Below are 23056 nucleotides of genomic sequence, written 5' to 3'. Positions count from 1 at the left end.
CCGGGGGCTACCCGCCGGTACGCGCACCCTGCTAGAAGTGTCGCGTTCAACCAACTCACCTCCCACGCTCCGGATTTGAGGCTGATCGCCATGCTCTGGCGAAGATTCGTGCTGTCCGCATCAACCGCGCTCGCAGTGGCCGCCGCGGCCCTCGGAGTCGCCCAGCCGGCCACTGCCGCCGGCCACCGCTACGTGGCCCTCGGAGACTCGTACTCCTCCGGTGTGGGGGCCGGAAGCTACCTCTCGGACAGCGGCGACTGCCGTCGCAGCACCCACGCGTACCCTCGCCTGTGGGCAGCGGCCAACTCTCCCTCCTCGTTCTCCTTCACCGCGTGCTCCGGTGCGACCACCGGGTCCGTCCGCAGCGGCCAGCTCGGCCCTCTGAACTCCACCACGACGCTCGTCAGCGTCACGGCGGGCGGCAACGACGTCGGGTTCGCGGACGTCATGCAGACCTGCGTGCTCAACAGCGAGGCCACCTGCGTCGCGGCCGTGAACGCCGCAATCGTGAAGATGAACGGCACGCTGCCCGGCGGCCTCTCCGCGCTCTACGGGGACATCCGCAGCCGCGCACCGCAGGCGCGCGTGGTGGTTCTCGGGTACCCCCGGTTCTACAAGCTGTCCGGAAGCTGTATCGCCGGACTCAGCGAGACCGAGCGAGCGGCCATCAACCGGGGTTCCGACACCCTCAACGGCGTTCTGGCGAAGCAGGCGGCGAACGCCGGCTTCACCTTCAGCAGCGTCGTCGACGAGTTCACCGGCCACGAGATCTGCTCCGGGGACTCCTGGCTGCACAGCCTGTCCGTACCGGTCTACAACTCCTACCACCCCACGGCCGCCGGGCAGTCGGGCGGATACCTGCCCGCCTTCCGTTCGGCGGTCTGACGCTGCCCGCAGCTGCCGACCGGCGCCGGCGCCGGGACCAAGGCGCTGGCGAAAGCCCGCACATGCGCGGCCCGCCCGTACGAAGGGACCGGACCGGCCGCTCGGCGGCTCGGTCCGGTCCCGTGTCACATCTGCTCCAGGTCAGCGGCCGGTCTCCTTCCCGGGCCGCTTCGCGGTCTTGTCGTGGCTGTCGCCGTAGCCGTGGCTGTCGCCGTAGCCGTAGCCGTAGCCGTAGCCGTAGCCGTAGCCGTCGTTGCCGTTGCCGTAGCCGTGATCACCTTCCTTGCAGCCGCCGTAGCCGTAGTCGGGAGGGCAGACGGCGGGGATGCGGAGCCGGACCGAGGGGCTCTCGACAGTGGCGCCGTCGGGGTCGGTGCCGGTGGCCTTGGCGGTGTTGGTGACGTGTCCAGTCTGGGCGTCGGCGGCGGTCACGGTGTAAGAGCCGCGGCAGGTGGTGCTGTCGCCGGGGCTGCCGGCCGGGGCGAGGGTGGCGGAGTCGCAGGTGATGCCGGTGACGCGGTCGTCGGTGATGGAGAGGCCGGTGATCTCGGTGCCGCCCACGTTGGTGACCACGTAGCTGTACGGCACGACGTCGCCGATGTCGAAGGGCTCGGCGGCGTCGACGCTCTTGACGACGGGCATGCTCGGGGGCGCCTCGATCGGCACCTTGACGGTGGAGTCGGGGGAGGTGACCGGGGCGCTGCCGGAGGTGCCGGTGGCGCGCGCGGTGTTGGTGACGTGGCCCCGGGCCACGTCCGCGGCGGTGATCAGGTAGGTGCCGGTGCAGGTGATCGTCCGCCCCGGTTCGAGCACGCTGACCGGGCAGTCGATGTCGCCGACCGTCGGATCGTGGACCGCGATGTCGTTGATCGGGGTGCTGCCGGCATTGGTGACGACGAAGTCGTACTGGACAGGGGTGCCGACGACGAGTTCGCCCGGCCTCGGCTCGTGGACCTGCTTGACCAGGTTGAGCTCGGGCAGCGGTTGTTGGGTGCTGACCGAGACGTTGCGGATCAGGTGGACGTCGGTGAACAGGCCCGTCGACCCGGCGAAGCCGAACTTGTAGGTGGACGGCACCGGCTCGCGGGCCAGGGTCTGGAGGACCTGGCGCATGCCCTGGCCGTCGTTGAAGTCGACCGAGACGGTGAGGACGGGGGAGGGGGCCGGGGTGAGGTGCACGTTCACTCGGCGGCGCGACGGTTCGAGCAGGGTCTCCGCCTGTTGCGGAGTCGCATCGGCCGGCAGGGTGGTGAGCGGGCCCTGGAGGGAGCCGGGCAGGGTGGACGGCCAGGGCGGGGTGGTGGTGAAGTTACTGGCCGTAGCGGTCAGGAAGCAGTATCCGACGGTGCCGTCGCCGGGGCCGCGGACGGTGACCATGTTGCGGCCGGGAGCGGGGATGCGGAAGCCGGTGCCGCCCGGGGAGCGGGTCGGGCAGCCGTTGCCGCGGTGCTCCCAGTCGCCGAAGTGTTCCCGAGGACGTCGAGGCCGACGCCGAGGTAGCCGCGGTCGACGCCGGGGAGGAACTCGAGGTTGGGGTTGTACTGCCGTACTGCCACTGGTCGAAGGTGACGTCGAGGCCGTTGCCCGCCGGGAGGGCCTGGTCGAAGAGGACGGCGCCGCTCTCGTCGTTCCCGGAGTCGGTCAGCCGCAGATAGCCGTGGGGGGCGCCGTTCTGCGGGGGGCACCGGGCCGGTTCCCGAGGTCCTCACCCAGGTGCCCGTACCGGCTCTCCCGGTGCGCGTCAGGTGGCGTGACTGCTTGCGCCGGTCGCGAGCCTCTCTGGTCGCGACCGGCGCCCGGAGGCGTTCTTCGGCTGCTTCCTTCGAGGCGGCCGTGAACCAAGACGTACGCCCGCCGGACCGTCAGAGCCGGACCGTCCAGCTGACCGTGGACCTCATCGTCCGGGCGATGCCGCGGTCCCGAACCGAAGGCGTGCGGTCCTCGGCCGTGAGGGACAACGTGTGCTTCCGGAGGTCGAGCAGACGCAGGGTCAGGTCGGACACCCGTACGTGGCTGCGGCCCGCGAGGGCCTTCATCTCCCGCCCGTCGAGGTACCAGCGGATCGTGAGTTGACGCCCGTCCGCCCCCGCCAGTCGGGGTACGAGGGCCTTGGCGGTGTCACCCGTGCGGAGGGTGCGACCGGTGGCCGTGACGGGGGAGGCGATGCGCGCCTCGCGGTAGAAGCCGGCGATCATCGCCTCCACTCCGGGCAGGTTGAAGGGCTTGCCGAGCGAGCGCATCAGGGAATCCTCGGTGGGGCGCCGCAGCCCGGTGACGTAGTACCCGCCGCCTTCGTACGCGCCGACGATGCCGCCGTCGGGAGACTGCTCGCCGAGCCAGCGGTGCCACTTGGTGCCCCGGTCGGCCATGTCGTCGGCCGTGAGGGTGGTGACGTTGGAGTCGGCGGGCTCGGGGCCCAGGTACCGCTCGTAGCCGGGGTAGTCGGCGTAGAAGTACTCGTCGGCGAGCTTGCCCAAGGAGTGGCCGGTCTCGTGGATCGCGACCTGGCCGGACTTCTCGTTGCCCGCCGAGGCCGTCGATATGCCCTCGTAGCCGAGGGTCTCGCTGCGCTCGTTGTAGCCGGCGCCGCCGTACTTGGTGCTGTTGGCGAGGACGAGGACCAGGTCGGCCTCCGGCGCCTTCGCGACGTATCCGTCGACCTTGTCCTGGTCGACGCAGAGCAGTCGTTCGATCTCGTCGCACCAGAAGTACGAGCCGAGCGCCGTGTCGCGGACGGTGTCGGGTGAGGGGTCGCCGGAGACGCCTGACTGGTTCGAGACGGCGTCGACGGTCCAGACGTTGAAGAGGTTGCGGTAGGTGGTGTAGGGCTCGACGGCCGTCAGCTCGGCCCACTTCTTCTGGGCGTCGGCGTGGAACCGGGGCAGTTCGGCGAGGGTGTAGCCGTCTCCGACGACGACGATGTCGAGCCGGTCGGCGGTGGGGCCGTTGTCGACCGTCTTGGTCACCTCGCCGTCGGCGGCCACCTCTGCCGACGTCAGGCGGGAGGCCGTCCGGTTCCGGCGCTCCGGCGGCACGTGCGTGTGGCCGGAGCCGGCGAACGTCCCGTCTTCCGGACCCGGGACCTCGACCTCGACTCCGGCCGTGCGTGGTGCCGACGGGTCTGCGGCGGCGCTGCCGGGTGCGGCGGCGAGCACGGCCGTGAGGGCGACGGCCACTCCGACCGCCATGGCCCCTCGTCGTACTGAACGCATGAGATCAGCCCCTTGCCAAGCGAGTTAACTGAAGGAGTAAATACACTGAACGAGTCGCTTAACCTAGGGGGAAGGCGAGGGCGTGCGCAATGCCTACTGCTTCTGGATACTGGGCAGTTCACGAACCAGGGGGTCCTCATGGACGATCCGGCCACGATCGGCCGCCGAGTGCAGCGACTGCGCGCCCAACGCGGTCTGACACAGCGGCAGCTGGCCGAGCCCTCGTACACCCCCGCGTACGTGTCGACGCTGGAGTCGGGCCGGGTCAGGCCCTCGGAGACCGCGCTGCGCTTCCTCGCGGAGCGGCTCGGCACGTCGTACGAGGAGCTGGCCACCGGCAGGCCCGCGCACCTCGCCACGGAGCTGCGGCTCGCCCTCGTCGAAGCGCGGCGGCAGCTGGCCACCGGGACGGCGGAGGAGGCCGCCGTGCGCTACCGGCGCCTGCTCACCGACGCGGAGCACCTCGACCTCGTGCCCGAGCAGGCCGAGGCGCTGCTCGGGCTCGGTGACTGTGCCCTGGAGACCGGTCAGTTGGTCGATGCGGGCCACCACTTCCAGGCCGTCGAGCGGCTCCTCGCCGAGGAGCCGCTGCCGCGCCGCGCACGCGCGATCCGGGGCCGTGCCGTCGCGCACCTCCTGGCCGGCGAGCTGCGTTACGCCTGCTACCTCCTCGAGTCCACCATCGACGAGCTCGGAGCGAGCGGCCTGGCCGACCCCGAGGCACTGGTCGTCCTGTACGCCGCCGTGATCGGTCCGTACATGGACATGGGCGCCCACGCCCGTGCCGCCCACGCCGCCGAGCTCGCCCTGGCACTGGCTCCACAGGTCGACGACCCGGCACTGGTGGCGGGCATGCACCGGCAGGTGGCCCGCACCTTCCTCGCCGAGGGGCGCACGGCTGACGCGGACGCCTCACTGGCCAAGGCGCAGGCGATCTACCACCAGCTGAGCCTGCGCACCGACCTCGCGCACTGCCACTGGATGCGCGGCTACGTTTTGGCTCAGAGCGGAGAACTGGCGGCAGCTGAAACGGAGTTGCGCGCTGCCCGGGACATACTGAACGTCAGACGTGCGGCGCTGTTCACCGCGCAGGTGGAGGTGGAGCTGGCGGATGTCCTCCGGCGACTCGGCCGGCACGGCGAGGCGTCGGATCTGCTCTCGGCGTTTCTCGAGCTGGGTGACCGGCACGGCGCGGTGCACGCCGGGGGTGCGCACCGGCTGCTCGGGCTGATCGCCGAGGAGCGGGGGGACTGCGAGACTGCCGAGGAGCACTACGTCACGGCCCTGGGGCTGCTGGAGCGCAGCGGCGCGAGCGGCGACCTCGCCGATCTGTGCCGCCTGCTGGGCGACCTTCTGCGCCGCGGCGGCCGTACCGAAGCAGCCCTGGACGCCTACCGTACGGGGCTGGGTCACCGGTCGCTCCCCGGCACGACGACACTGGGGCCGGCTCCCACGGCACCGGCGTTCCCGCGGCGCTGAACGAGCAGCCGACCGCCGAGCGCCGTCGCCCTCGGACGGGACCCGGGGGAGCGGGCCAACACCCATGGCGTGCGGGACTGGACGGGAACGGGCGAAGGACGAGGACGGGCGAAGGACGGGAACACCTTCTCGGTGGCGAAGCCGGCTGGTGACCGGCGAGGTCCGGACCTGGTACCGGGAGTCGGACGGATGCCGGTCGGCCGAGGTCGAGGCCGGACGACCGGTTGGGTTCCCGCCCTCCTACCTCTGAGGGCCCTCGGAGGCGGCGGCCCGTAAGGACTCGCGCGGAAGGCGCTCGCGCAACGGCCGCGCCGATCCGTGGCGCAGCCCTCGATCCCGTCCGCCGTCCCCTCGACGGCGGACGACCAGGGGCTGCCTCTTCACCCGCTGCCCCTCCCTCCACCCCTCCCTCCACCCCTCCCTCCACCCCTCCCTCCACCCCTCCCTCAGCCACGGTCCTCAGCCCTCCGCCGACGCCAGTTCGCCGACGAGCGCCCGTCCTGCCGGCGGGCTGCTCCGAGTGGAGCCCACTGGTGGCGGACCTCCCGCCTCGAACGCAGGCTGGGCCGGGCAGAGCCCGCCCGAACCATGAGGCGGCGGGCGGAGTCGGCCGGCACCGCCCCGACGCGACGGCCGGGAAGCCCGACCACGCAGGAGAGACGGGATCACATGACGGAACAGGGCATCAGAACGGGCCGGCCGCGGTCCGTTCGGGGGAACGGCAGGTTCCTCCGGAAACGGGGGGAACACCGGGACAGGCGGCTACGCTCCCGGGACGCACGCACCGGAGCGGCGCTTGCCGCAGCGGGCCTGGCTTTCCTGGCTGCCGCCGCTCCGACACCGAGCAGCGCCCTCTCGCCGGCGCTCGACGGGCCCCCGTGGGGCACCCCCGCGCGGTTCGTGCCCGGCCCCTGCCCGGACGCGCCCGAGCCCATCCACGGGCGGTGCGGGGTCATGGAGGTGCCGGAGAGCCGAGCCCACCGCGGCGGCCGGACCATCAAACTCACCGTCGCCATCATCGCGGCCACGTCGGCGAAGCCGGCCAAGGACCCGGTGGTGTTCATGGAAGGGGGTCCTGGGGGCGACGCGATCGACGCCATCCCCTTCCTGATCGCCTCCAAGCTGAACCAGGACCGCGACCTGATCGTCATGACCCAGCGCGGCGGGCCCTACTCGGAGCCGTACCTCGCGTGCCCGGAGATCGACCGATTCAACGTGCGGGCCGTCGGGCTGCCCTACGGCGCGCCCTCGACCGGCCGGCTCCTGGTGCGCGCGGCGAAGGAGTGCCGGGACCGTCTGACGGCCGACGGAATCCGTCTGAGCGCTTACAACACCACCGAGAACGCCGCCGACTTCGCCGATCTGCGCAAGGCCCTGGGCATCAGGAAATGGAACGTCTACGGCTACTCCTACGGCACCGACCTGGCCCTCACGTACCTGCGCCTGCACCCCCAGGGGATCCGCTCGGTCGCGATCGACTCGGTCGCCCCTCCACAGATCGTGAGCCTGCCCTGGACCTGGGACAGCGCACAGGAGGGGATCAACACGATCTTCGCGGCGTGCGAGGCCCAGCCCCGCTGCGAGAACCGCTATCCCGACCTCCCGCGCACGCTGACCGAACAGGTCCGGCGCCTTGAGGCGAACCCACTGACGCTGACGGTCGAGCCGCCCGGGGGCGGAAGCCCCGTGAAGGTCGTCCTCGACGGGGGCGCGCTGGTGAACCTGCTGGTCGCCGACGGCGGCGCCCTGCCTGCCGCCGATGTCCCGGCGGCTCTCGACGAACTCGCCCACGGAAACCCCGAGCGACTGGCGAAGGCACGAGCCGCCGGCGCGACGCCCTCGACCGCCGAGTTCGCCCATGGCCTGACGCACTCGGTGGCGTGCAGCGAGTGGGTGCCGGGCTATACGAAGTCCGACCTCTTGGAGGCGGGGCGCCGGGCCTTCCCGGGGTGGCCGGACACGGTCCTGGCCCACGCACCGCAGCTTCCCTTCGAGCAGGACCTGTGCCGCGCCTGGAACGTCCCGGACCGCACCGCGATCCAGCGGGTGGCCACCTTCAGCAAGGTGCCGACGCTGATCGTCTCCGGAACGTTCGACGCGAAGACGGGGGCGAAGTGGGGGCCGTACACCGGCCGCACGCTGCCCCGCTCGACCGCCGTGCGGATTCCCGGGATCGGCCACTTCGTGGTCCCCCAGTCGCCCTGCGCGCAGACCGTCCTGGCCTCCTTCCTCGCGCGTCCGACCGCACCCGACAGCCGTTGCGTGGCAGGTCTCGCACCGGCCCCGTTCACCATCGCCCCTGACCCGGAGAGAACATGAGATCCCCCTGCCCACCGCGCCACGGGCCTGCCTCGCGCCGGCTCGCGGCCACGCTGGCCGGAGCCACAGCCGGTGTCCTCGTGGTCGGCCTCGCCGCGATGCCCGCCCAGGCCGAGTCCGGCGGCGGAGCGCACCTCGGCACAGTCGCCCGGACGGCGGGGCACGCCCACTACGTACCGGGGCCCTGCCCGAGGACGGCGGACCCGATCCCCGCCCTGAAGGACGCCCAGTGCGGGACGCTCACGGTCCCCGAGAAGCGTGACCGGCACGACAAGGGCTGGGGGCGCAGGATCACCCTCGCCGTGGCGATCATCCCGGCGGCCACGCGAAAGCCGGCGGGCGACCCGATCGTGTGGCTCGCCGGCGGACCCGGCGACGACGCGGTGTCGGAGATCCCGATGGCGCTCAACGGCGGCCTGAACCGCGACCGGGACCTGATCTTCATGTCCCAGCGGGGCACCTACTCGGCCGACCCGGAGCTCACCTGCCTCAACATCGACCAGTTCAACGCGCGTGCCCTCGGCCTCGTCTCCAACGCCTCGTCCACCGGCCGCCTCCACGTCCGGGCGACGCGGGAATGCCGCGACCGGCTGGTGGATCGGGGGGCCGACCTCAGCGCCTACGACGACACGGAGAGCGCCGCCGACTACGCGGACCTGCGCAAGGCGCTCGGCATCCGGCAGTGGAACGTGTTCGGCATCTCCTACGGCACCGACCTGGCGCTCCAGTACATGCGCCTGCACCCGGAGGGCATCCGGTCGGTCGGCATCGACGGCATCCTGCCGCCGTCCCTGGCCGGCGGTGCCGTGACCTGGAAGGCCGCACGAGAGGGATTCGACGGCATCTTCAAGGCCTGCGCGAACCAGCCCGCCTGCAACACCCGCTATCCGAACCTGAAGGCCACCTTCGAGCGGCTCGTCGTCGACCTCGAAGCCCGGCCGGCCTCCACCACCGTCGCGGTGCCCGGCCAGTCGGCGCCGGTGAAGGTCGTGGTCGACGGTGGAACCCTGGTGAACTGGCTGACCTCCGCCTCCCACCTGGCGGAGGGCGTGCCCCGCTCCATCGACGAACTGGCGCACGGCAACCCGCAGCGGATCGCCGAGCAGCTGGCGGGCGGCAAGTACAGCCCGCAGGCCCTGGGGAGGACGTCCCACGGTCTCGTCTACGGCGTCTTCTGCAGGCAGTGGACGCCGTACGAGAGCGAGGAGGACGTGATCCGGGGAGGCCGGCGCGCGTTCCCGTCGTTCCCGCGTTCGCTCCTCGCCAACGCCCCGCAGCTCGCCTGGCTCCACCAGGACTGCCGCGCCTGGGACGTCCCCCCGGCGGACCCCTCGATCCGGGACAGAACGGTCAGCGACATCCCGACCTTCGTCCTGTCCGGTGGCTTCGACGCCCAGACCGCGGCGAGCAACGGGGCGTACGTCGGCCGCACGCTGAGCCGGTCCACCGTCGTCACGGTGCCCTACGTCGCCCACGTGGTCTTCGCCGACTCGAAGTGCGCGCAGACCATGACGGTCTCGTTCTTCGACAGCCCGACCGCGCCGGACACCAGCTGTCTCGCGGGCCTCAAGCCGCCCACGTTCGAGATCGCACCGTAGAAGGCGACCCGTTCCGGCACCGGCCCGGCCCGCTCCCTCGACCCGAGGGAGCGGGCCGGGCTCTGTGACGACTGTGGACCGCGACGGTCGATTCCTGGGCGCGGTGGGCGTCCCGGGCGCCCTTGGGCCTGCCCGTGGTGCCGCGGGTGTAGAGAACGGCCGCGATGTCCGTCGCCGAACGCGAGGTGCTGGTTCGGGAGGGGAGGGCGCGGGGGAGCCGAGCCACGCCGCATCCGTCAGCTCACTACGACCTGCCAGGGGATCGGTCGATCAGACACGACCTGACGCCCGTACTGCGCACGTCAGTTACTCGTTGTCCTCATCGTCCTCGTCGTACCAGCCTTCGACCATGCCGACGAGTCGTTCGTCGATCGGGTTGTCGAACTCGTCCTCGGTGGCGAGGAGCCGGCGCAGCGTGTTCAGGGGGTACCAGTGTTCGCCGGGCTCGGCATCGGGTGCGCCGACGCAGGGGGTGTCCAGGTACGCGGGGTCCGGGACCGTCGGATAGAACGTCGGGAGCAGGCCGAAGGTGACGTCCGGTTCGAACTTCCACGCCCAGCCCTCGTGCCGTCGGCGCAGGGTCTCGCCGATGTACCACACGGCACCCTGGAGGAAGAGGGAGCGGCGCCCGGCAACGGTGACACGGGCGGCAGTGGGGGCGCGACGCCTCCGGCGAACAGGCCGGACCCGGACGGCGGCCTCGCCGACACCGGATCGGACACCCCGGTCGGCCTGATCTCCGGCATCGCCGTGGCGATCGCCGCCACCGGCGCGGCCCTGGTGTGGTGGATGCGGCGTCGCCGCACCGTCCACCAGTAGCCCGAACGGGCAGCACGAACAGGAAGGGCCCCACCCCGGTTCGCCCCGGGGCGGGGCCCTTCCCCTGTGTGCTGCCGCAGTCGGACCGGGTCGCTCGACCGTCTATGGCCTCATCCGGTCCCGCCGCCTCGATTCGATCACCGTCGGTACGACACGTGCGCGTCGCACGTCCGGGGGACACCGGCGTGGGCGGCCGGTCTCCCCGTGCGCGTCAGGACGGGAGCCACGCCCGCCAGGTGGACTCGTGGTCCTTCACCCATCGGCCGGCCGCCTCCTGCGGCGACAGCTTCTGCTCGGCGATCATCAAGGCGACGTCGTTCTGCATGTCGGTCGTCCACCGGAACCTCTTCAGGAAGGCGGCGGCGTCGCCCCCGCCCTCGGCGAAGCGTGCGTTGAAGAACTTCTGGAGCGGCGTGTGCGGGTACGCGCAGGCCACCTTCTCCGGGTCGGCGTCGCAGCCCTCCTTGTAGGCCGGCAGCTTCACCTCCGTCATCGGGACCTTCTCGAACAGCCACTGGGGCTTGTACCAGTAGGTCAGGAACGGCTTCTGCTCCTTGGCGAACTGCTTGATCTGCGTGATCTGCGCCGCTTCCGAGCCCGCGAACACGACCTGGTAGTCGAGGCCGAGGCTGTCCACGAGCGCCTTGTCGTTGGTGACGTAGGACGGGGAGCCGTCCATCAGCTGGCCCTTGCCGCCGCTTTCCGCGGTGCGGAACGCCTCGGCGTACTTGTTCAGGTTCTTCCAGTCGGTGACGTCCGGGTGCTGCTCGGCGAAGTACGTGGGCACGAACCAGCCGATGTGACCGGTCACCCCGAGATCGCCGCCCCGTTCGATCGTCCCCTTGTCGTCGATGTACCGCTTCTCCTGGTCCGGGTGGCCCCAGTCCTCCAGGATGGCGTCGACCCGGCCCTGACTGAGTGCGTCCCAGGCCGGCACTTCGTCGATCTGGACGGTGTCGACCCGGTAGCCGAGCTCGTGCTCCAGCAGGTACTGGGCGACGGCGACGTTGGCCTGCGCGCCCACCCACGACTGCACGGACAGCGTCACCGTCCGGGAGCCTTCGGCAGCGGCGTACGGGGAGGCCTGGCGGGTCATGTCGGCGGCACCGCAACCGGTGAGTGCCGTCAGGGCGACGGCGGCCGCGAGAGCGGCGTAACGTGTGCGAGCCATGTCAGGCCCCCTTTCCGGCGAGCTCACGGCGTTCCGTGGGCTGGGTCACCCGGTCCAGCGCCAGGCCGAGGCAGACGATCGCGGCACCGGCGACCAGACCGGTCGCCAGGTCGCCCCGGGCGAGGCCGAAGACCGCGTCGTAGCCGAGCGCGCCGCCGCCCACGAGGCCGCCGATGACGACCACGGCGAGGACGAGCACGACGCCCTGGTTCACGGCGAGCAGCAGCGCCGGCCGGGCCAGCGGCAGCTGGACCTGGAGAAGCTGCTGGCGGCCGGTCGCTCCGAGCGACCGGGCGGACTCCAGCGCCGCCGGGTCCACGGCGCGCACGCCCTGCGCCGTGATCCGTACCACCGCGGGCAGCGCGTAGACCACCGCCGCCGCGACCGCCGGGGCGCGGCCCACCCCGAACAGGGCGACCACGGGGATCAGGTACACGAACTGCGGGAGCGTCTGGAAGACGTCCAGCACCGGACGGAGCACGCGCCCCAACCGGCTGCTGCGGGCCGCGGCGGCCCCGAGGGCGACGCCGAGCACCAGGGTCACGGCGACGGCGGCCAGGACCTGGGACAGCGTGTCGAGCGCCGGGGTCCAGACCCCGAGCACACCGATCACGCCCATCGCGAGGACGGCGGTCGCCGCGGTGCGCCAGGTACCGATGAGCAGGGCGAGCGCGCCGACGCCGATGAGGACCGCCCACCAGGGCAGCCACTGCAGCCCGTCGCGCAGCGGGTTGAGGACCCAGACGGTGAACCGCCCCGCCCAGTCGGCGGTCCCCCCGACGAGGGGCACACCGGAGTAGAGGTGGGCGGTCATCCAGTCCACGACCCGGTTGACGGTCTCGGCGACGTCCACGGTCCACTCCGTGGGCCAGGAGAGCCGGCCGGACAGGCGCCCCGCGAGCGCGACGGCGGCGGTCACCACGACGGCGACGGCCCAGCCGAGCCGCGCGCGGGGGACCGGCGGCGCGCCGATCCGTGCTCCCGCCGCGGCGGTGACGCGGTCCAGGACGACGGCGAGCAGCACCACCGGCACACCGGCGGCGAGCGCGGCACCGACGTCGACCGAGGCCAGCGCCTGGTACACGCGGTCACCGAGGCCGCCCGCACCGATGACGGACGCGATCACGGCCATGCCGAGGGCCATCATGATCGACTGGTTGACGCCGAGCAGCAGCTCCTTGCGGGCCAGGGGCAGCCGAGCGGTCAGCAGCCGCTGCCTCGCGGTGGCGCCCAGGGACGCGGCCGCCTCCATGACCCCGGCGTCCGCGCCGCGCAGGCCCAGCGCCGTGAGCCGGGCCATGGGCGGGGCGGCGTAGACGACGGTCGCGAGGACGGCCGCGGGCACGCCGATGCCGAAGACCAGCACGACCGGAAGCAGGTACGCGAAGGCCGGCAGCACCTGCATCGTGTCGAGGACCGGTCGCAGCATCCGGTGCATCCGGTCCGACAGGCCGGCGGCGAGCCCGAGGAGACCACCCAGCAGCACCGACGCGGCGACGGCGACCACCATCAGCGCGAGCGTCTGCATGGTGGGCACCCACATGCCGAGCAGTCCACACCCGGCGAGGGCGACGACGGAGGCCAGCGCGAGCCGGACACCGGCGACACGCCAGGCCACCAGGCCGGCGGCCGTGACGACGCCGGCCCAGCCGGCGGCCAGCAGCACCAGGTACACCGCGCGGACGGACACGACCACCAGGTTGCTCACGTGACCGAGGAAGTAGAGGAACAGCGGGTGGCTGTCGCGGTTGTCGATGATCCAGTCGCTGCCGCGCCCGAGCGGGGCGGACACGTCGACGGCCAGCGCTCCCGGCCAGCTGCCGCCGCCCAGGAGTACGGCGCCGAGAAGCAGGCCGAGGGCCGTGCCGGCGCCGATCAGGCGGCCGCGGTGCCGCGCGAGCGCGCGCAGCGCTCCGGGCCGGGCGTCATGGGTCGCGGCGCCGTCGGCGTCGTCGACGCCGGCAGTGCCGGTGGCCGTCCGGCCGGAAGGGGCGGGGGTGACGGTCACGGTCATCGCACCCACCGCCCTGGGCCGCGCGTACGGCCCGCGGGCCGCATGGCGCGGCGGCCGGAGTCCCCGCCGGCCGGAGCGACGCCGGCGCGTCCGGCGTCAAGAGCGGAACCGGGGGCGCCGAAGGACGGGCGGGGGCTTCCGGTGCAGCGGCGCTCTCCCCGGGCACCGGCACCGGTCGTGCCGCCCGGCGGCGACAAGGTCGTAGGGGAGTGCATCAGGCCACCGCCTTCCCCGCCGCGGCCGGTACGCCGGCGACGACACCCAGGAGTCCCGCGTGGTCCACCACACCGAGGCACCGGCCGCCCTCGACCACCCGGGCGTTCTCGCCCGTCCGGGCGACGGCTTCGATGGCCTCCTGGACGGTGGCGTCGGGGGCGAGCGCCGGGCCGGCCTCGTGTTCCTCCGCGAGCGCGGGGCGCATCGCCGAGCGCACGGTCAGCACCTGCTCGCGCGGCACGTCACGGACGAAGTCCCGGACGTAGTCGTCGGCGGGGGAGCCCACGATCTCCTCCGGCGTACCGAGCTGCACGATCCGGCCGTCGCGCATCAGCGCGATGCGGTCGCCGAGCTTCAGCGCCTCGCTCAGGTCGTGCGTGATGAAGACCATCGTGCGCCCCTCCTCCCGGTGCAGGCGCACGACCTCCTCCTGCATGTCCCGGCGGATGAGCGGGTCCAGCGCGCTGAACGGCTCGTCGAACAGCAGTACTTCGGGGTCCACGGCGAGAGCGCGGGCCAGACCGACCCGCTGCTGCTGACCGCCGGACAACTGACCCGGTCTGCGCTGCTCCATGCCTGCGAGGCCGACCTTGGCGACGAATTCCGCCGCCCGCTCACGCCGTTCACCGCGACCCACGCCCTGGATCTCCAGGCCGTACGCCACGTTGTCGAGCACGGTGCGGTGCGGCAGCAGACCGAAGTGCTGGAAGACCATCGCGGCCCGGTGCCGGCGCAGTTCGCGGAGCCGGCCGGGGTCCATGGACAGGACGTCCTCGCCGTCGATGGAGACCGAGCCCGAGGTCGGCTCGATCAGCCTGGTCAGGCAGCGTACGAGCGTCGACTTGCCCGAGCCCGACAGGCCCATGACGACGAAGACCTCGCCTTTCGCGACGTCGAAGGAGACGTCGCGGACAGCGGCGGTGCAGCCGGTGCGCTCGCGCAGCTCGGCCGCGCCGAGCCGCGCGAGCGCCTGGTCGTCGGGCACACGCTCGGCCTTGGGCCCGAAGACCTTCCACAGACCGCGTACGGAGAAGACGGACCTCGCGGCGGTCGGGGACGGCGTGGTGGTGCGGGTCGGGGCGTACGGAATGCTCATCGGGTCGTACCTCCCAGCAGGTCGGCGCATTTCTCGCCGACCATGAGCACGCCGATCATGGGGTTGACGGCGGTCATGGTCGGGAAGACGGACGCGTCGGCGATCCGGATGCCGTCGAGGCCCCGGATCCTCAGGTCGGGTGCGACGACGGCGAGTTCGTCGTCGACGGCACCCATCCGGCAGGTGCCGGCCGGGTGGTAGACGGTGTGTGCGACGTGCCGGGCGTAGGCGCTGAGCTCCTCGTCCGAGGTGATCTCCGGCCCCGGGCACACCTCGCGCTTCAGCCAGCCGGCCAGGGGTTCGCTCGCCGCGATCTGCCGGGCGATGCGGATCCCGTCGACGAGGGTCCGGCCGTCGTAGTCGTCCTCGTCGGTGAAGTACCGGAAGTCCAGAGCGGGCTTGACCTCGGGGTCGTCGCTCGTCAGGTACAACCGGCCGCGGCTGCGCGGCTTGGGGATGTTCGGTGTCATCGACACGCCGTGCGCGGGCCGTTCGTAGCCCAGTCGCTCGGGGTTGTCGGTGAAGGGGATCTGGTAGAAGTGGAACATCAGGTCCGGTCCCTCGGACTCCGGGTCCCGGCGGACGAAGAGACCGGCGTCGGAGTCCATCGCGGAGTTCTCCGGGATCGGGCCGTGGGTCTCCCACACGATGACCGACTCGGGGTGGTCGAGCAGGTTCTCTCCGACGCCCGGCAGGTCGTGCACGACGGGTATGCCGAGCTTCTCGAGATCGGCGCGCGGCCCGACGCCGGAGTGCAGCAGCAGGCGCGGGGTGTCCACGGCGCCCGCGCACACCAGGATCTCGCGCCGAGCGCGCACGACGTGTTCCGTGCCGTCCTTCGCGCGGATGTGCACGCCGGTCGCCCGGGTGCCCTCGAACTCCAGCCGGAACGCCCAGGTCTCCAGGGCGATGTGCAGGTTCGGCCGGTCCAGGAACGGGTGGAGATAGGCGACGGAGGCGGACGACCGCTTGTTGTTCTCCGGGTGGTAGGCGAGGTCGAAGAAGCCGACGCCCTCGTGGAACGGCTCGCGGTTGAAGCCCTCGACGCGGGGCACCCCGAGCGCGGTCTGAGCCGCGTCGACGAAGTCCCGCGCGATCGCGTTCCGGTCGGCCTCGTCGACGGGAACGACGTTGTTGCGCAGCCGGGCGAAGTAGGGGTCCATGGCGGCGGCGTCCCAGCCCTCGGCACCGGCCTCGGCCCACTCGTCCCAGTCGGAGGGAAGGGGCTTGAACGCGATGAGGGTGTTGTGCGAGGAGCAGCCGCCCAGCACCCGGGCCCGGCTGTGCCGGATGTACGAGTTGCCCCGGGGCTGCTCCGTGGTGGGGTAGTCGTAGTCCAGCTCGCCCCCGAGCAGGCCCATCCAGCGGCGCAGGGTGAGGACGTCGTCGCGGCCGACGTCGCTGGGGCCGCCCTCGATGACGGCGACGGTGACGTTCGGGTCCTCGGTCAGCCGGGAGGCGATCACCGAACCCGCGGTGCCGCCGCCGACGACGACGTAGTCGTACAGGTGCTGGTCGTTCATGCCTGGTCCTTCTGCGTCTCGCCCGCGAACCAGCGCACGGGGCGCGGAGCGAGGTTCCGGTAGATGTGCTTGGTCTCGCGGTACTCGGCGAGACCGCTGGGGCCCAGTTCCCGGCCGATGCCGGACTTCCCGAAGCCGCCCCATTCCGCCTGCGGCAGGTACGGGTGGAAGTCGTTGATCCAGACGGTGCCGTGGCGCAGCCGGGCCGCGACGCGCTGGGCGCGGTCCTCGTCGGCGGTCCACACCGCTCCGGCGAGGCCGAATTCGGTGTCGTTGGCGAGGGCGACGGCCTCGTCCTCCGTCTCGAAGGTCTCCACGGTGAGGACGGGCCCGAAGACCTCCTCGCGGACGACCCGCATGCGGCGGTGGCAGCGGTCGAGGACCGTGGGCCGGTAGAAGTAGCCCGCCCCGGCCGGTCGCTCGCCGCCCGCCCGCAGCACCGCGCCCTCGCCGAGGGCCGAGGCGACGTACTCCTCGGTCCTCGCCAGCTGCGCGGCGGAGACCAGCGGACCGCACTCCACGCCCTCGTCGGTACCGCGCCCGAGCCTGATGTGGGCCGCACGCCGCGAGAGTTCGGCGACGAAGCGCTCCCGCAGCGAGGCCTCGACGATGAGACGGGAGCCGGCGGAGCAGACCTGGCCGCTGTGGATGAACGCGGCGTTGAGGGCCTGGTCGACGGCGGTGTCGAACCCCTCGGGCGTCGCACAGGCGTCGGCGAAGACGACGTTGGGATTCTTGCCGCCCAGTTCGAGGGCGACCTTCTTCACGCTGTCGGCAGCCGCCCTGGCGACCTTCGTCCCGCTGACGAGACCGCCCGTGAACGAGACGAGGTCGACGTCGGGGTGCTCGGCGAGCCGCGCGCCGACGGTGTCGCCGGGGCCGGTCACGACGTTGGCCGCGCCGAGTGGCAGTCCGGCCTCCAGGAGCAGTTCGACCAGGACGACGGTGCTCAGCGGGGTGATCTCGCTGGGCTTGATCACGAAGGTGTTGCCGGCGGCGAGGGCGGGCGCGATCTTCCAGCTGGCCTGGAGCAACGGGTAGTTCCACGGCGTGATCAGGGCGCAGACCCCGACGGGCTCGTGCACGACGACGCTGCGGATCTCGTCCGATCCGGCATCGACGACCCGCCCGCCACCGTCCTCGTTCGCGACGAGGTCGGCGAAGTAGAGGAAGGCGTCGCGGACGCAGTCGACGTCGACGCGGCCCTCCTCCAGCGTCTTGCCCGCGTCCTGGCTCTCCAGAGCGCCGATCAGCTCGCGGTCGCGCTTCAGCAGGTCGGCGACCCGCCTGAGGAGGGCGGCGCGCTCGGCGACCGGCGTACGGGGCCAGGAACCGGCGTCGAACGCGGCCCGCGCCGCGGCCACGGCGTCGTCCGTGTCCTGGACACCGCCCTCGGCCACGAGCGCGAAGGCGGTCGCGTCGGCGGGGTCGATGATCTCGCGCGTGGCTCCGGACAGGGCTGCGCGCCACTCTCCGCCCACATGGATGGTCTGTTGTGCTGCCGTCACGTCGCGTCTGGCCTTCCGTTTTCCTAGTCCCCCTGCCGGGTGTCCGGCGATCCGGCCACCTGCCCTGACCTCTGCGATCCATGCGCAACGCCCTACGGAGAGTGACCTGCATCACTGACGAGAAGGGACAAAAGCGGCATCGGGGGGATTCGAGTGAGCGAGGCTCGACGGCCGGGCGTGCAACGCCGCACCTGACCGTCGAGGAGCGTGGCAGGGCGGCAGCCAGTCCCGCGACCAGGGCCCCCGGAACCGGCTGCCAGGCCGGAGTCAGGGCCCCCGGAATCGGCTCCGCCCCTCACTGTCAGACCCATCCCGTAGAACAGGGCTCATCGCAGTCGAGTCGTGAACCAGGGCTCCCCTCCGTGCCGACGGGTGAACGGCGGCGGGGTCGGAGTCCCGGGACGGCCTGACGATGCCGACCTCCGCCGAACTCAGGAGATGGACCCGCCATGAGCACGACCCTCACGCCGCGCCGCGCACCGTCCTTCGGCGACCGGATCGCCGACGCGGTCCTGGACGCCGCGTACGAGACGCAGCGCCTGTACGGGCACGGCGCGTTCGGTGTTCCCTGCCCGACGTGCGGAGTGCCGGCCGGGACGCTGTGCCTGGCCCGCCGCAGCGTGCACGCCGAGCGGCGCGGGGCATACCGACAGGCCCTGGAGGGCCGCACGCTCGTCCCGCTGCTCGTCGCGGCCGCCCGCTGACATCGCGCGGCACGGTGACGATGGGGCCCTGACCGGTGGGTCGGAGACCCCGGCAAGGCGAGAGCCGGACCACCGCCGGTGGTCACCGAGCCAAGCGTGACCGGCCGGGAATCGGTCGCGAGGAACAGATCCGACCGGACGACGCCCCGTAGGCAGCCCCTGTAGGCGCCCGGGACGTCGTTGCGTAGGGGTATGCAGGCCCAAGCCAATGGCGAGAGGTCCACCGATCTGGCCCGCTCCCGTGACGGCCTCAGGCTCGACATCGTGGAGAACACCCTCTACGACCTTGACTGGGAGACGCCGTGACGGGGCCCGAGGCCCTTCGTGCGCGGTGCCGCGCATCCGTCACAGGCGTTCGGCCTCTTGAAGATGCACAGCTGACCGATGGTGCAGCGCTCGTACCCCGTGAAGCACGCGCCCTGCGACGAGCAGGGGTGCCTGTAGTCCGAGTGCATTCAGGTAGCGCAGGGGGACGGGGATCCGTCGGCAAAGTGCCCCTGACGGCCGCGCGGTTGAGTGCGCACCGGTGGCGGGGCGGCCGGCCTGCTCGACGGAAGCCGAGACCCTCACGGCTGGTGACTAAGGGAATTCGCGAAGTAGTAATTAGGTGAATCCCATACTGAATTACCGTCAATAGGTTCGGTCTGTATATCTCGATTCGATAACGAGATCTCCCGAAAAGCCTAGACCTTTCGCGCGAGCTTCCCCAACTAGCCGAAATCTTAAGAGAGTTGAGTGTTCATCAGATCAATCGGGGAGGTAACGGTCTGATATCTCGACGGCCATTCCTGTTTGCCCGAATTCTCCACCGTGTGCGTCTGGCAGGCTTCCGCCACCCACTCCTCCGACCAAGGATTTGAGGTGCGCATGACCAGACATCGCAGGAAGCCTGAACACAGACGCAAGCCCAGGGGGTTGATGTTCGCCACCGTCGCCGTGGCGTCGGCGGCGGTGATCGCGGCAGGAGTCGCCTACGCCGGCATAGGGGGCGATGCCCAAGCGGGGACGCCGGCAGCGGGCATACCCGCGCAGGCCGGATCAGCCACGGCCCCCCTCGCGCCGGCCGCCGTGCCGGCCAGGGACGAGGAGCCGAAGCCCATCGTCGGGAAGCCCGCCAACGACACCCGGCGGGGGATGGTGTACGACGGGCTCAAGGCGGCCGCCAAGGGCGACCGTTGCACGGGCGTCTACCGCACCGAAGCCGGACTGTGCACCCACGGCCCCGACGCTCCGCCCAAGGGCGTGGACATCAAGGCGGACGTGGCACCTGTGGTGAGAGCCAAGGCGCCCGCAGCCGGACGGCCGCAGGACGCGCCCGCCGCCGACGCCTCCGGCGCCAAGGCCGCTGCCGCCGCGGCACCTGAGCCGGCCGCGACGTCCGGAAGCCAAGCCGTCGCAGCAGGCCCCGCGGGCCAGACCGTCCAGTGCGACGGTGACGGCAGTACCGGCAACCGCGTACAGGTCGTGTATCTGCACGGCCCCGACCGTGACCGGTACGCCGAGTACGTCGCCTCGTTCCGCAAGTGGGCGGCCGACGCCGACCTCATCTACGCGACGAGCGCCAAGGAGACCGGCGGTGTGCGGCACATCCGCTATGTGACCGCGGCCGACTGCACGCCGACCGTGCTCGACATCGAGCTCCCGGACTCCGCGCTCGCCGAGTTCAGCGCCACCAACCGGGCGCTCGCCGACAAGGGCCTCAACCGTCGCGACCGCAAGTACATGATCTTCGCGGACACCAAGGTCTACTGCGGCATCGGCACCTTCGCCGGTGACGAACGGCCGGGCCAGAACAACCAGAGCAACTTCGGCCCCTCCTACGGACGTACCGACGCCGGCTGCTGGGGCGGTCACACCGCGGCGCACGAACTGGGGCACAACCTCGGCGCGGTCAACAACAGTGCGCCCAACACCAGCCGCGGCGCGCACTGCACGGACGAGTACGACGTCATGTGCTACTCGGACACCCCGTACTACCCCCAGATGCGGTACGTGTGCTCCAACCAGGCGGCCGAGAACATCCTGGACTGCCATCACGACGACTACTTCCACACCAACCCCAGCCCCGGAAGCTACCTGGCCACGCACTGGAACATCGCCGACAACCAGTTCCTGATGCGGTCCGGGGGTGGCACCGGACCCGACCCGAACCCCAGCCCGACGCCCACGCCGAGCCCGACGCCGACACCCACCAGGCAGCCCACCGGCGGCCCCGCAGTGACGGTTGGCCAGATCCAGTCGACGGCCGCCGTCGTGAGCTGGCCCCGGGTCGACGGCGCCGCCTGGTACCAGGTCCTGCTGAACGGCAGGCACCTCACCTGGGTGCAGTCACAGGCGCTGCGCATCTACAACCTCCAGCCCGGCACCGCGTACAAGGTCGCCGTCTCGGTCCGTGACCGTTCCGACCGTGACAGCGGGGCTGGACCGACGACCACCTTCCGGACGGCCGAAGCGGGCGGTGGCGCCACCACCCCCGGCACCCGCTACACCCTCGGCAACGCGGGTACCGGCATGGCCGCGGAGATCTGGGGCGGGCGCTCCGCCGACGGCACGGTGCTCGTCGGGGCACGGGCCACCGGCTACGCCCAGCAGCAGTGGCTGTTCGACGACGCCGGCGGCGGACTCGTCCGCATCCGCTCCGCCGTCTCCGGCAAGTGCCTGCAGACGGGCGGAGCCCCGGCCCAGGGCATGTGGATCGCGCAGCAGACGTGCGGCAACGTCGCCACGCAGAGGTGGCGGCTGTCCAGCAGCAAGGGAGCGATCACCGTGACCGACCCGAGCGGCGCATACGCCTTGGCGGTGAGCAGCCGCGCGTATTACGGGAGCTGGCTGCTCGACATGCAGCGCACCGACGGCGGTGCGACCCAGTCCTGGACGGTCCAGAAGCTCTCCTGACCTCGATCTGAACCCCGGCGGCGACCTCTGGGTCGCCCCAGCGCCGGTGAACGGCCACCGTGGCCGTTCACCGGCGCCACCGCCGCACCACACCCACGTACCAGGAGCCCTGCAAAGATGCGTACACACCTGGCCTCCCGTGCCGGCACGGGCCTCGGCCTCCTGCTCATGCTCTTCACGCATGCCGTGGCCCTGCCGACCACGGCCCAGGCCCACGGCGACACCGTCGAAGTGGTGGTGACCGGCCAGCGAGACGGCCATGTCACGACCGAGATCACCTGGGAGAACGACGGGGACGCCGTCGACGAGGCCGTCGCCGCCACGGTCAACGCGAGGAGCCCCGACGGATCTCGTTCCGTGGGCCCGTGGGTGCTGGTCCGCGACCCCGGCACGCGTACGCGCTGGAGCACCTCCGAGGTCCTCACCCCCGGCACCTGGAAGGTCACCGTCGACGTGGGCTTCCCCTCCCTCGGCCACGGGGAGGGAGAGATTTCGGTGCCCGCGGTCGACCCGTCACCGCCCGGCCCCCGCCCCACCCCTGCCACGCCCGCTCCGGGCCCGACCACGGCTGTCGCTCCGGTCCCGTCCGCGCCCTCCTCTCCCTCCGCGAGCCCAGCGAGCCCGGCGGGCGACGGGACGGACCGTACGCACGTCGTCCAGTGGACCGTGGCCGGTCTGGCCGGGTTCGCGCTCGTGGGCGCCGCGGTCGGCCTGCTCGTACGGCGGGCCCGCGCCCGCAGGCGTTGAGGACGGGCCCTCGGCGCGGGCTGCCTGCACAAGGTTCACGGCGTGTACTCGATTTAGGGTGGTGACAGCATGTGCGGGCGTGTACCGTCTGCGTCAGCTGTCGTGGTTCGGAAGTTCCCTTGCCCACGCCTGAGGCGTGGGCTTTTTGCTGTGCTGTGCCGCAGGAACCAGGGCGATCACCTCCGTCTTCCGCATGGTGCGGAAGGCGTTCATCGACTGGAAGGCATGAGATATGGCTACGGGAACTGTGAAGTGGTTCAACGCGGAGAAGGGCTTCGGCTTCATCGCCCAGGACGGTGGCGGCCCGGACGTCTTCGCCCACTACTCCGCCATCAACGCGTCGGGCTTCCGTGAGCTCCAGGAGGGCCAGGCCGTGACGTTCGACATCACCCAGGGCCAGAAGGGCCCCCAGGCCGAGAACATCACCCCCGCCTGACCCTTCGCGCCTCATGGGCAGCTGAGCCTGCCCCGAGGCCCTGCTCCTTCTGGATTCATTTCCCAGGAGGAGCAGGGCCTTCGTGCTTTCCCTCCCTCTCATACGCGGCCCCTTTGCGGGCGCGCCCTTGGCGACGCCACACCGCGACGGGGAGCGCCTGGCTGCAGGGCTGCGATGCCGAGGACCGACCGGCCACTGGTCAGTCGTCCACACGCCCCGGCAGCCCGTGACGCGAGAACTCACGGTCCTGAATCGACGTTTCAGGGTTGTCGCTCAGCAGCGCGCGACCCAAGGGCGTCAGGGTGTGGCGGACCCCGTTTCCGTTCCGGTCCGACGTCAGCAGGCCGCCCGTCCGCAGCACCGTTGCGTGGTGGCTCGCGGTCGCCGGAGACGTACCCGCGCGCCGCCCCAGCTCCGCCGTGCTCGCGGGCGCC

General features: G+C 71.7%; 17 protein-coding genes. 9 read left to right on the top strand and 8 right to left on the bottom strand.

The window, feature by feature from the left end; translation table 11 throughout:
* Positions 1–90 precede the first annotated feature (90 nt).
* Entirely contained in the window at positions 91–885 is a 795-nt protein-coding gene (locus OG309_RS00615; RefSeq protein WP_329417274.1) for an SGNH/GDSL hydrolase family protein, read from the top strand.
* Between the two features lie 141 nt (positions 886–1026).
* Here OG309_RS00615 and OG309_RS00610 read toward each other — a convergent pair whose 3' ends face one another.
* Positions 1027–2262 (bottom strand): DUF7507 domain-containing protein, encoded by a 1236-nt coding sequence (locus OG309_RS00610; RefSeq protein ID WP_329417272.1) that lies wholly within the window; start codon positions 2260–2262, stop codon positions 1027–1029.
* Positions 2263–2747: 485 nt separating this feature from the next.
* A complete protein-coding gene (locus OG309_RS00605) occupies positions 2748–4073 on the bottom strand; it encodes a M64 family metallopeptidase (protein ID WP_329417270.1) in 1326 nt (441 codons plus the stop codon).
* A 162-nt stretch (positions 4074–4235) separates the two neighbouring features.
* Here OG309_RS00605 and OG309_RS00600 point away from each other — a divergent pair, with 162 nt between their 5' ends.
* The 3 genes from OG309_RS00600 (at position 4236) to OG309_RS00590 (ending at position 9493) form a co-directional block, all read left to right on the top strand.
* Positions 4236–5576, top strand: a complete 1341-nt coding sequence (locus tag OG309_RS00600; RefSeq protein ID WP_329417268.1) for a helix-turn-helix domain-containing protein — start codon at positions 4236–4238, stop codon at positions 5574–5576.
* A 954-nt stretch (positions 5577–6530) separates the two neighbouring features.
* Complete coding sequence (locus OG309_RS00595; protein WP_329417266.1) at positions 6531–7895, top strand: alpha/beta fold hydrolase; 1365 nt, start codon at positions 6531–6533, stop codon at positions 7893–7895.
* Positions 7892–9493, top strand: a complete 1602-nt coding sequence (locus tag OG309_RS00590; RefSeq protein ID WP_329417263.1) for an alpha/beta fold hydrolase — start codon at positions 7892–7894, stop codon at positions 9491–9493. Before OG309_RS00595 ends, OG309_RS00590 begins: the two co-directional genes overlap by 4 nt.
* A 306-nt stretch (positions 9494–9799) precedes the next feature.
* Here the strand turns inward: OG309_RS00590 and OG309_RS00585 are convergent, their stop codons facing one another.
* On the bottom strand, positions 9800–10093 hold the full coding sequence (locus OG309_RS00585) for a hypothetical protein (protein ID WP_329417260.1): 294 nt from the start codon (positions 10091–10093) through the stop codon (positions 9800–9802).
* On the opposite strand from OG309_RS00585, the gene OG309_RS00580 reads away from it, so the two are divergent.
* The gene (locus tag OG309_RS00580; RefSeq protein WP_329417258.1) at positions 10058–10312 is read left to right on the top strand and encodes an LPXTG cell wall anchor domain-containing protein; all 255 of its coding nucleotides are present in this window, start codon (positions 10058–10060) and stop codon (positions 10310–10312) included. The genes OG309_RS00585 and OG309_RS00580 overlap by 36 nt on opposite strands.
* 211 nt (positions 10313–10523) lie before the next feature.
* Here the strand turns inward: OG309_RS00580 and OG309_RS00575 are convergent, their stop codons facing one another.
* The 5 genes from OG309_RS00575 to OG309_RS00555 all read right to left on the bottom strand — a co-directional run bounded on the left by OG309_RS00575 (position 10524) and on the right by OG309_RS00555 (position 17840).
* On the bottom strand, positions 10524–11483 hold the full coding sequence (locus OG309_RS00575; protein ID WP_329417256.1) for an ABC transporter substrate-binding protein: 960 nt from the start codon (positions 11481–11483) through the stop codon (positions 10524–10526).
* 1 nt (position 11484) lies between these two features.
* Positions 11485–13497, bottom strand: a complete 2013-nt coding sequence (locus OG309_RS00570) for an ABC transporter permease subunit (protein ID WP_329417254.1) — start codon at positions 13495–13497, stop codon at positions 11485–11487.
* A gap of 214 nt (positions 13498–13711) precedes the next feature.
* A complete protein-coding gene (locus tag OG309_RS00565; protein ID WP_329417252.1) occupies positions 13712–14809 on the bottom strand; it encodes a quaternary amine ABC transporter ATP-binding protein in 1098 nt (365 codons plus the stop codon).
* Entirely contained in the window at positions 14806–16332 is a 1527-nt protein-coding gene (locus OG309_RS00560; RefSeq protein ID WP_329417250.1) for a GMC family oxidoreductase, read from the bottom strand. Before OG309_RS00560 ends, OG309_RS00565 begins: the two co-directional genes overlap by 4 nt.
* Positions 16329–17840 (bottom strand): aldehyde dehydrogenase family protein, encoded by a 1512-nt coding sequence (locus tag OG309_RS00555; protein WP_329417248.1) that lies wholly within the window; start codon positions 17838–17840, stop codon positions 16329–16331. The genes OG309_RS00560 and OG309_RS00555 overlap by 4 nt, the downstream gene beginning before the upstream one ends.
* Positions 17841–18289: 449 nt before the next feature.
* Between OG309_RS00555 and OG309_RS00550 the strand changes: the two genes are divergently transcribed.
* From OG309_RS00550 to OG309_RS00535, 4 genes are all read left to right on the top strand, one after another.
* The gene (locus tag OG309_RS00550) at positions 18290–18544 is read left to right on the top strand and encodes a zinc finger domain-containing protein (protein ID WP_329417246.1); all 255 of its coding nucleotides are present in this window, start codon (positions 18290–18292) and stop codon (positions 18542–18544) included.
* A gap of 918 nt (positions 18545–19462) precedes the next feature.
* Positions 19463–21439, top strand: coding sequence for an RICIN domain-containing protein (locus OG309_RS00545; protein ID WP_329417244.1), 1977 nt, complete (start codon positions 19463–19465; stop codon positions 21437–21439).
* A gap of 117 nt (positions 21440–21556) precedes the next feature.
* Positions 21557–22186 (top strand): hypothetical protein, encoded by a 630-nt coding sequence (locus OG309_RS00540; protein ID WP_329417242.1) that lies wholly within the window; start codon positions 21557–21559, stop codon positions 22184–22186.
* A 232-nt stretch (positions 22187–22418) separates the two neighbouring features.
* Positions 22419–22622 carry a cold-shock protein gene (locus OG309_RS00535; RefSeq protein WP_329417240.1) on the top strand — a complete coding sequence of 68 codons (204 nt, stop codon included), beginning with the start codon at positions 22419–22421 and terminating at the stop codon, positions 22620–22622.
* The last annotated feature ends 434 nt before the right edge of the window (positions 22623–23056 follow it).

Origin of the sequence: Streptomyces sp. NBC_01268, assembly GCF_036240795.1 — a bacterium.
Classification (GTDB): domain Bacteria; phylum Actinomycetota; class Actinomycetes; order Streptomycetales; family Streptomycetaceae; genus Streptomyces.
The sequence above is the reverse complement of the archived record's forward strand: the minus strand, read 5'-3'. Positions and strand labels throughout refer to the sequence as shown.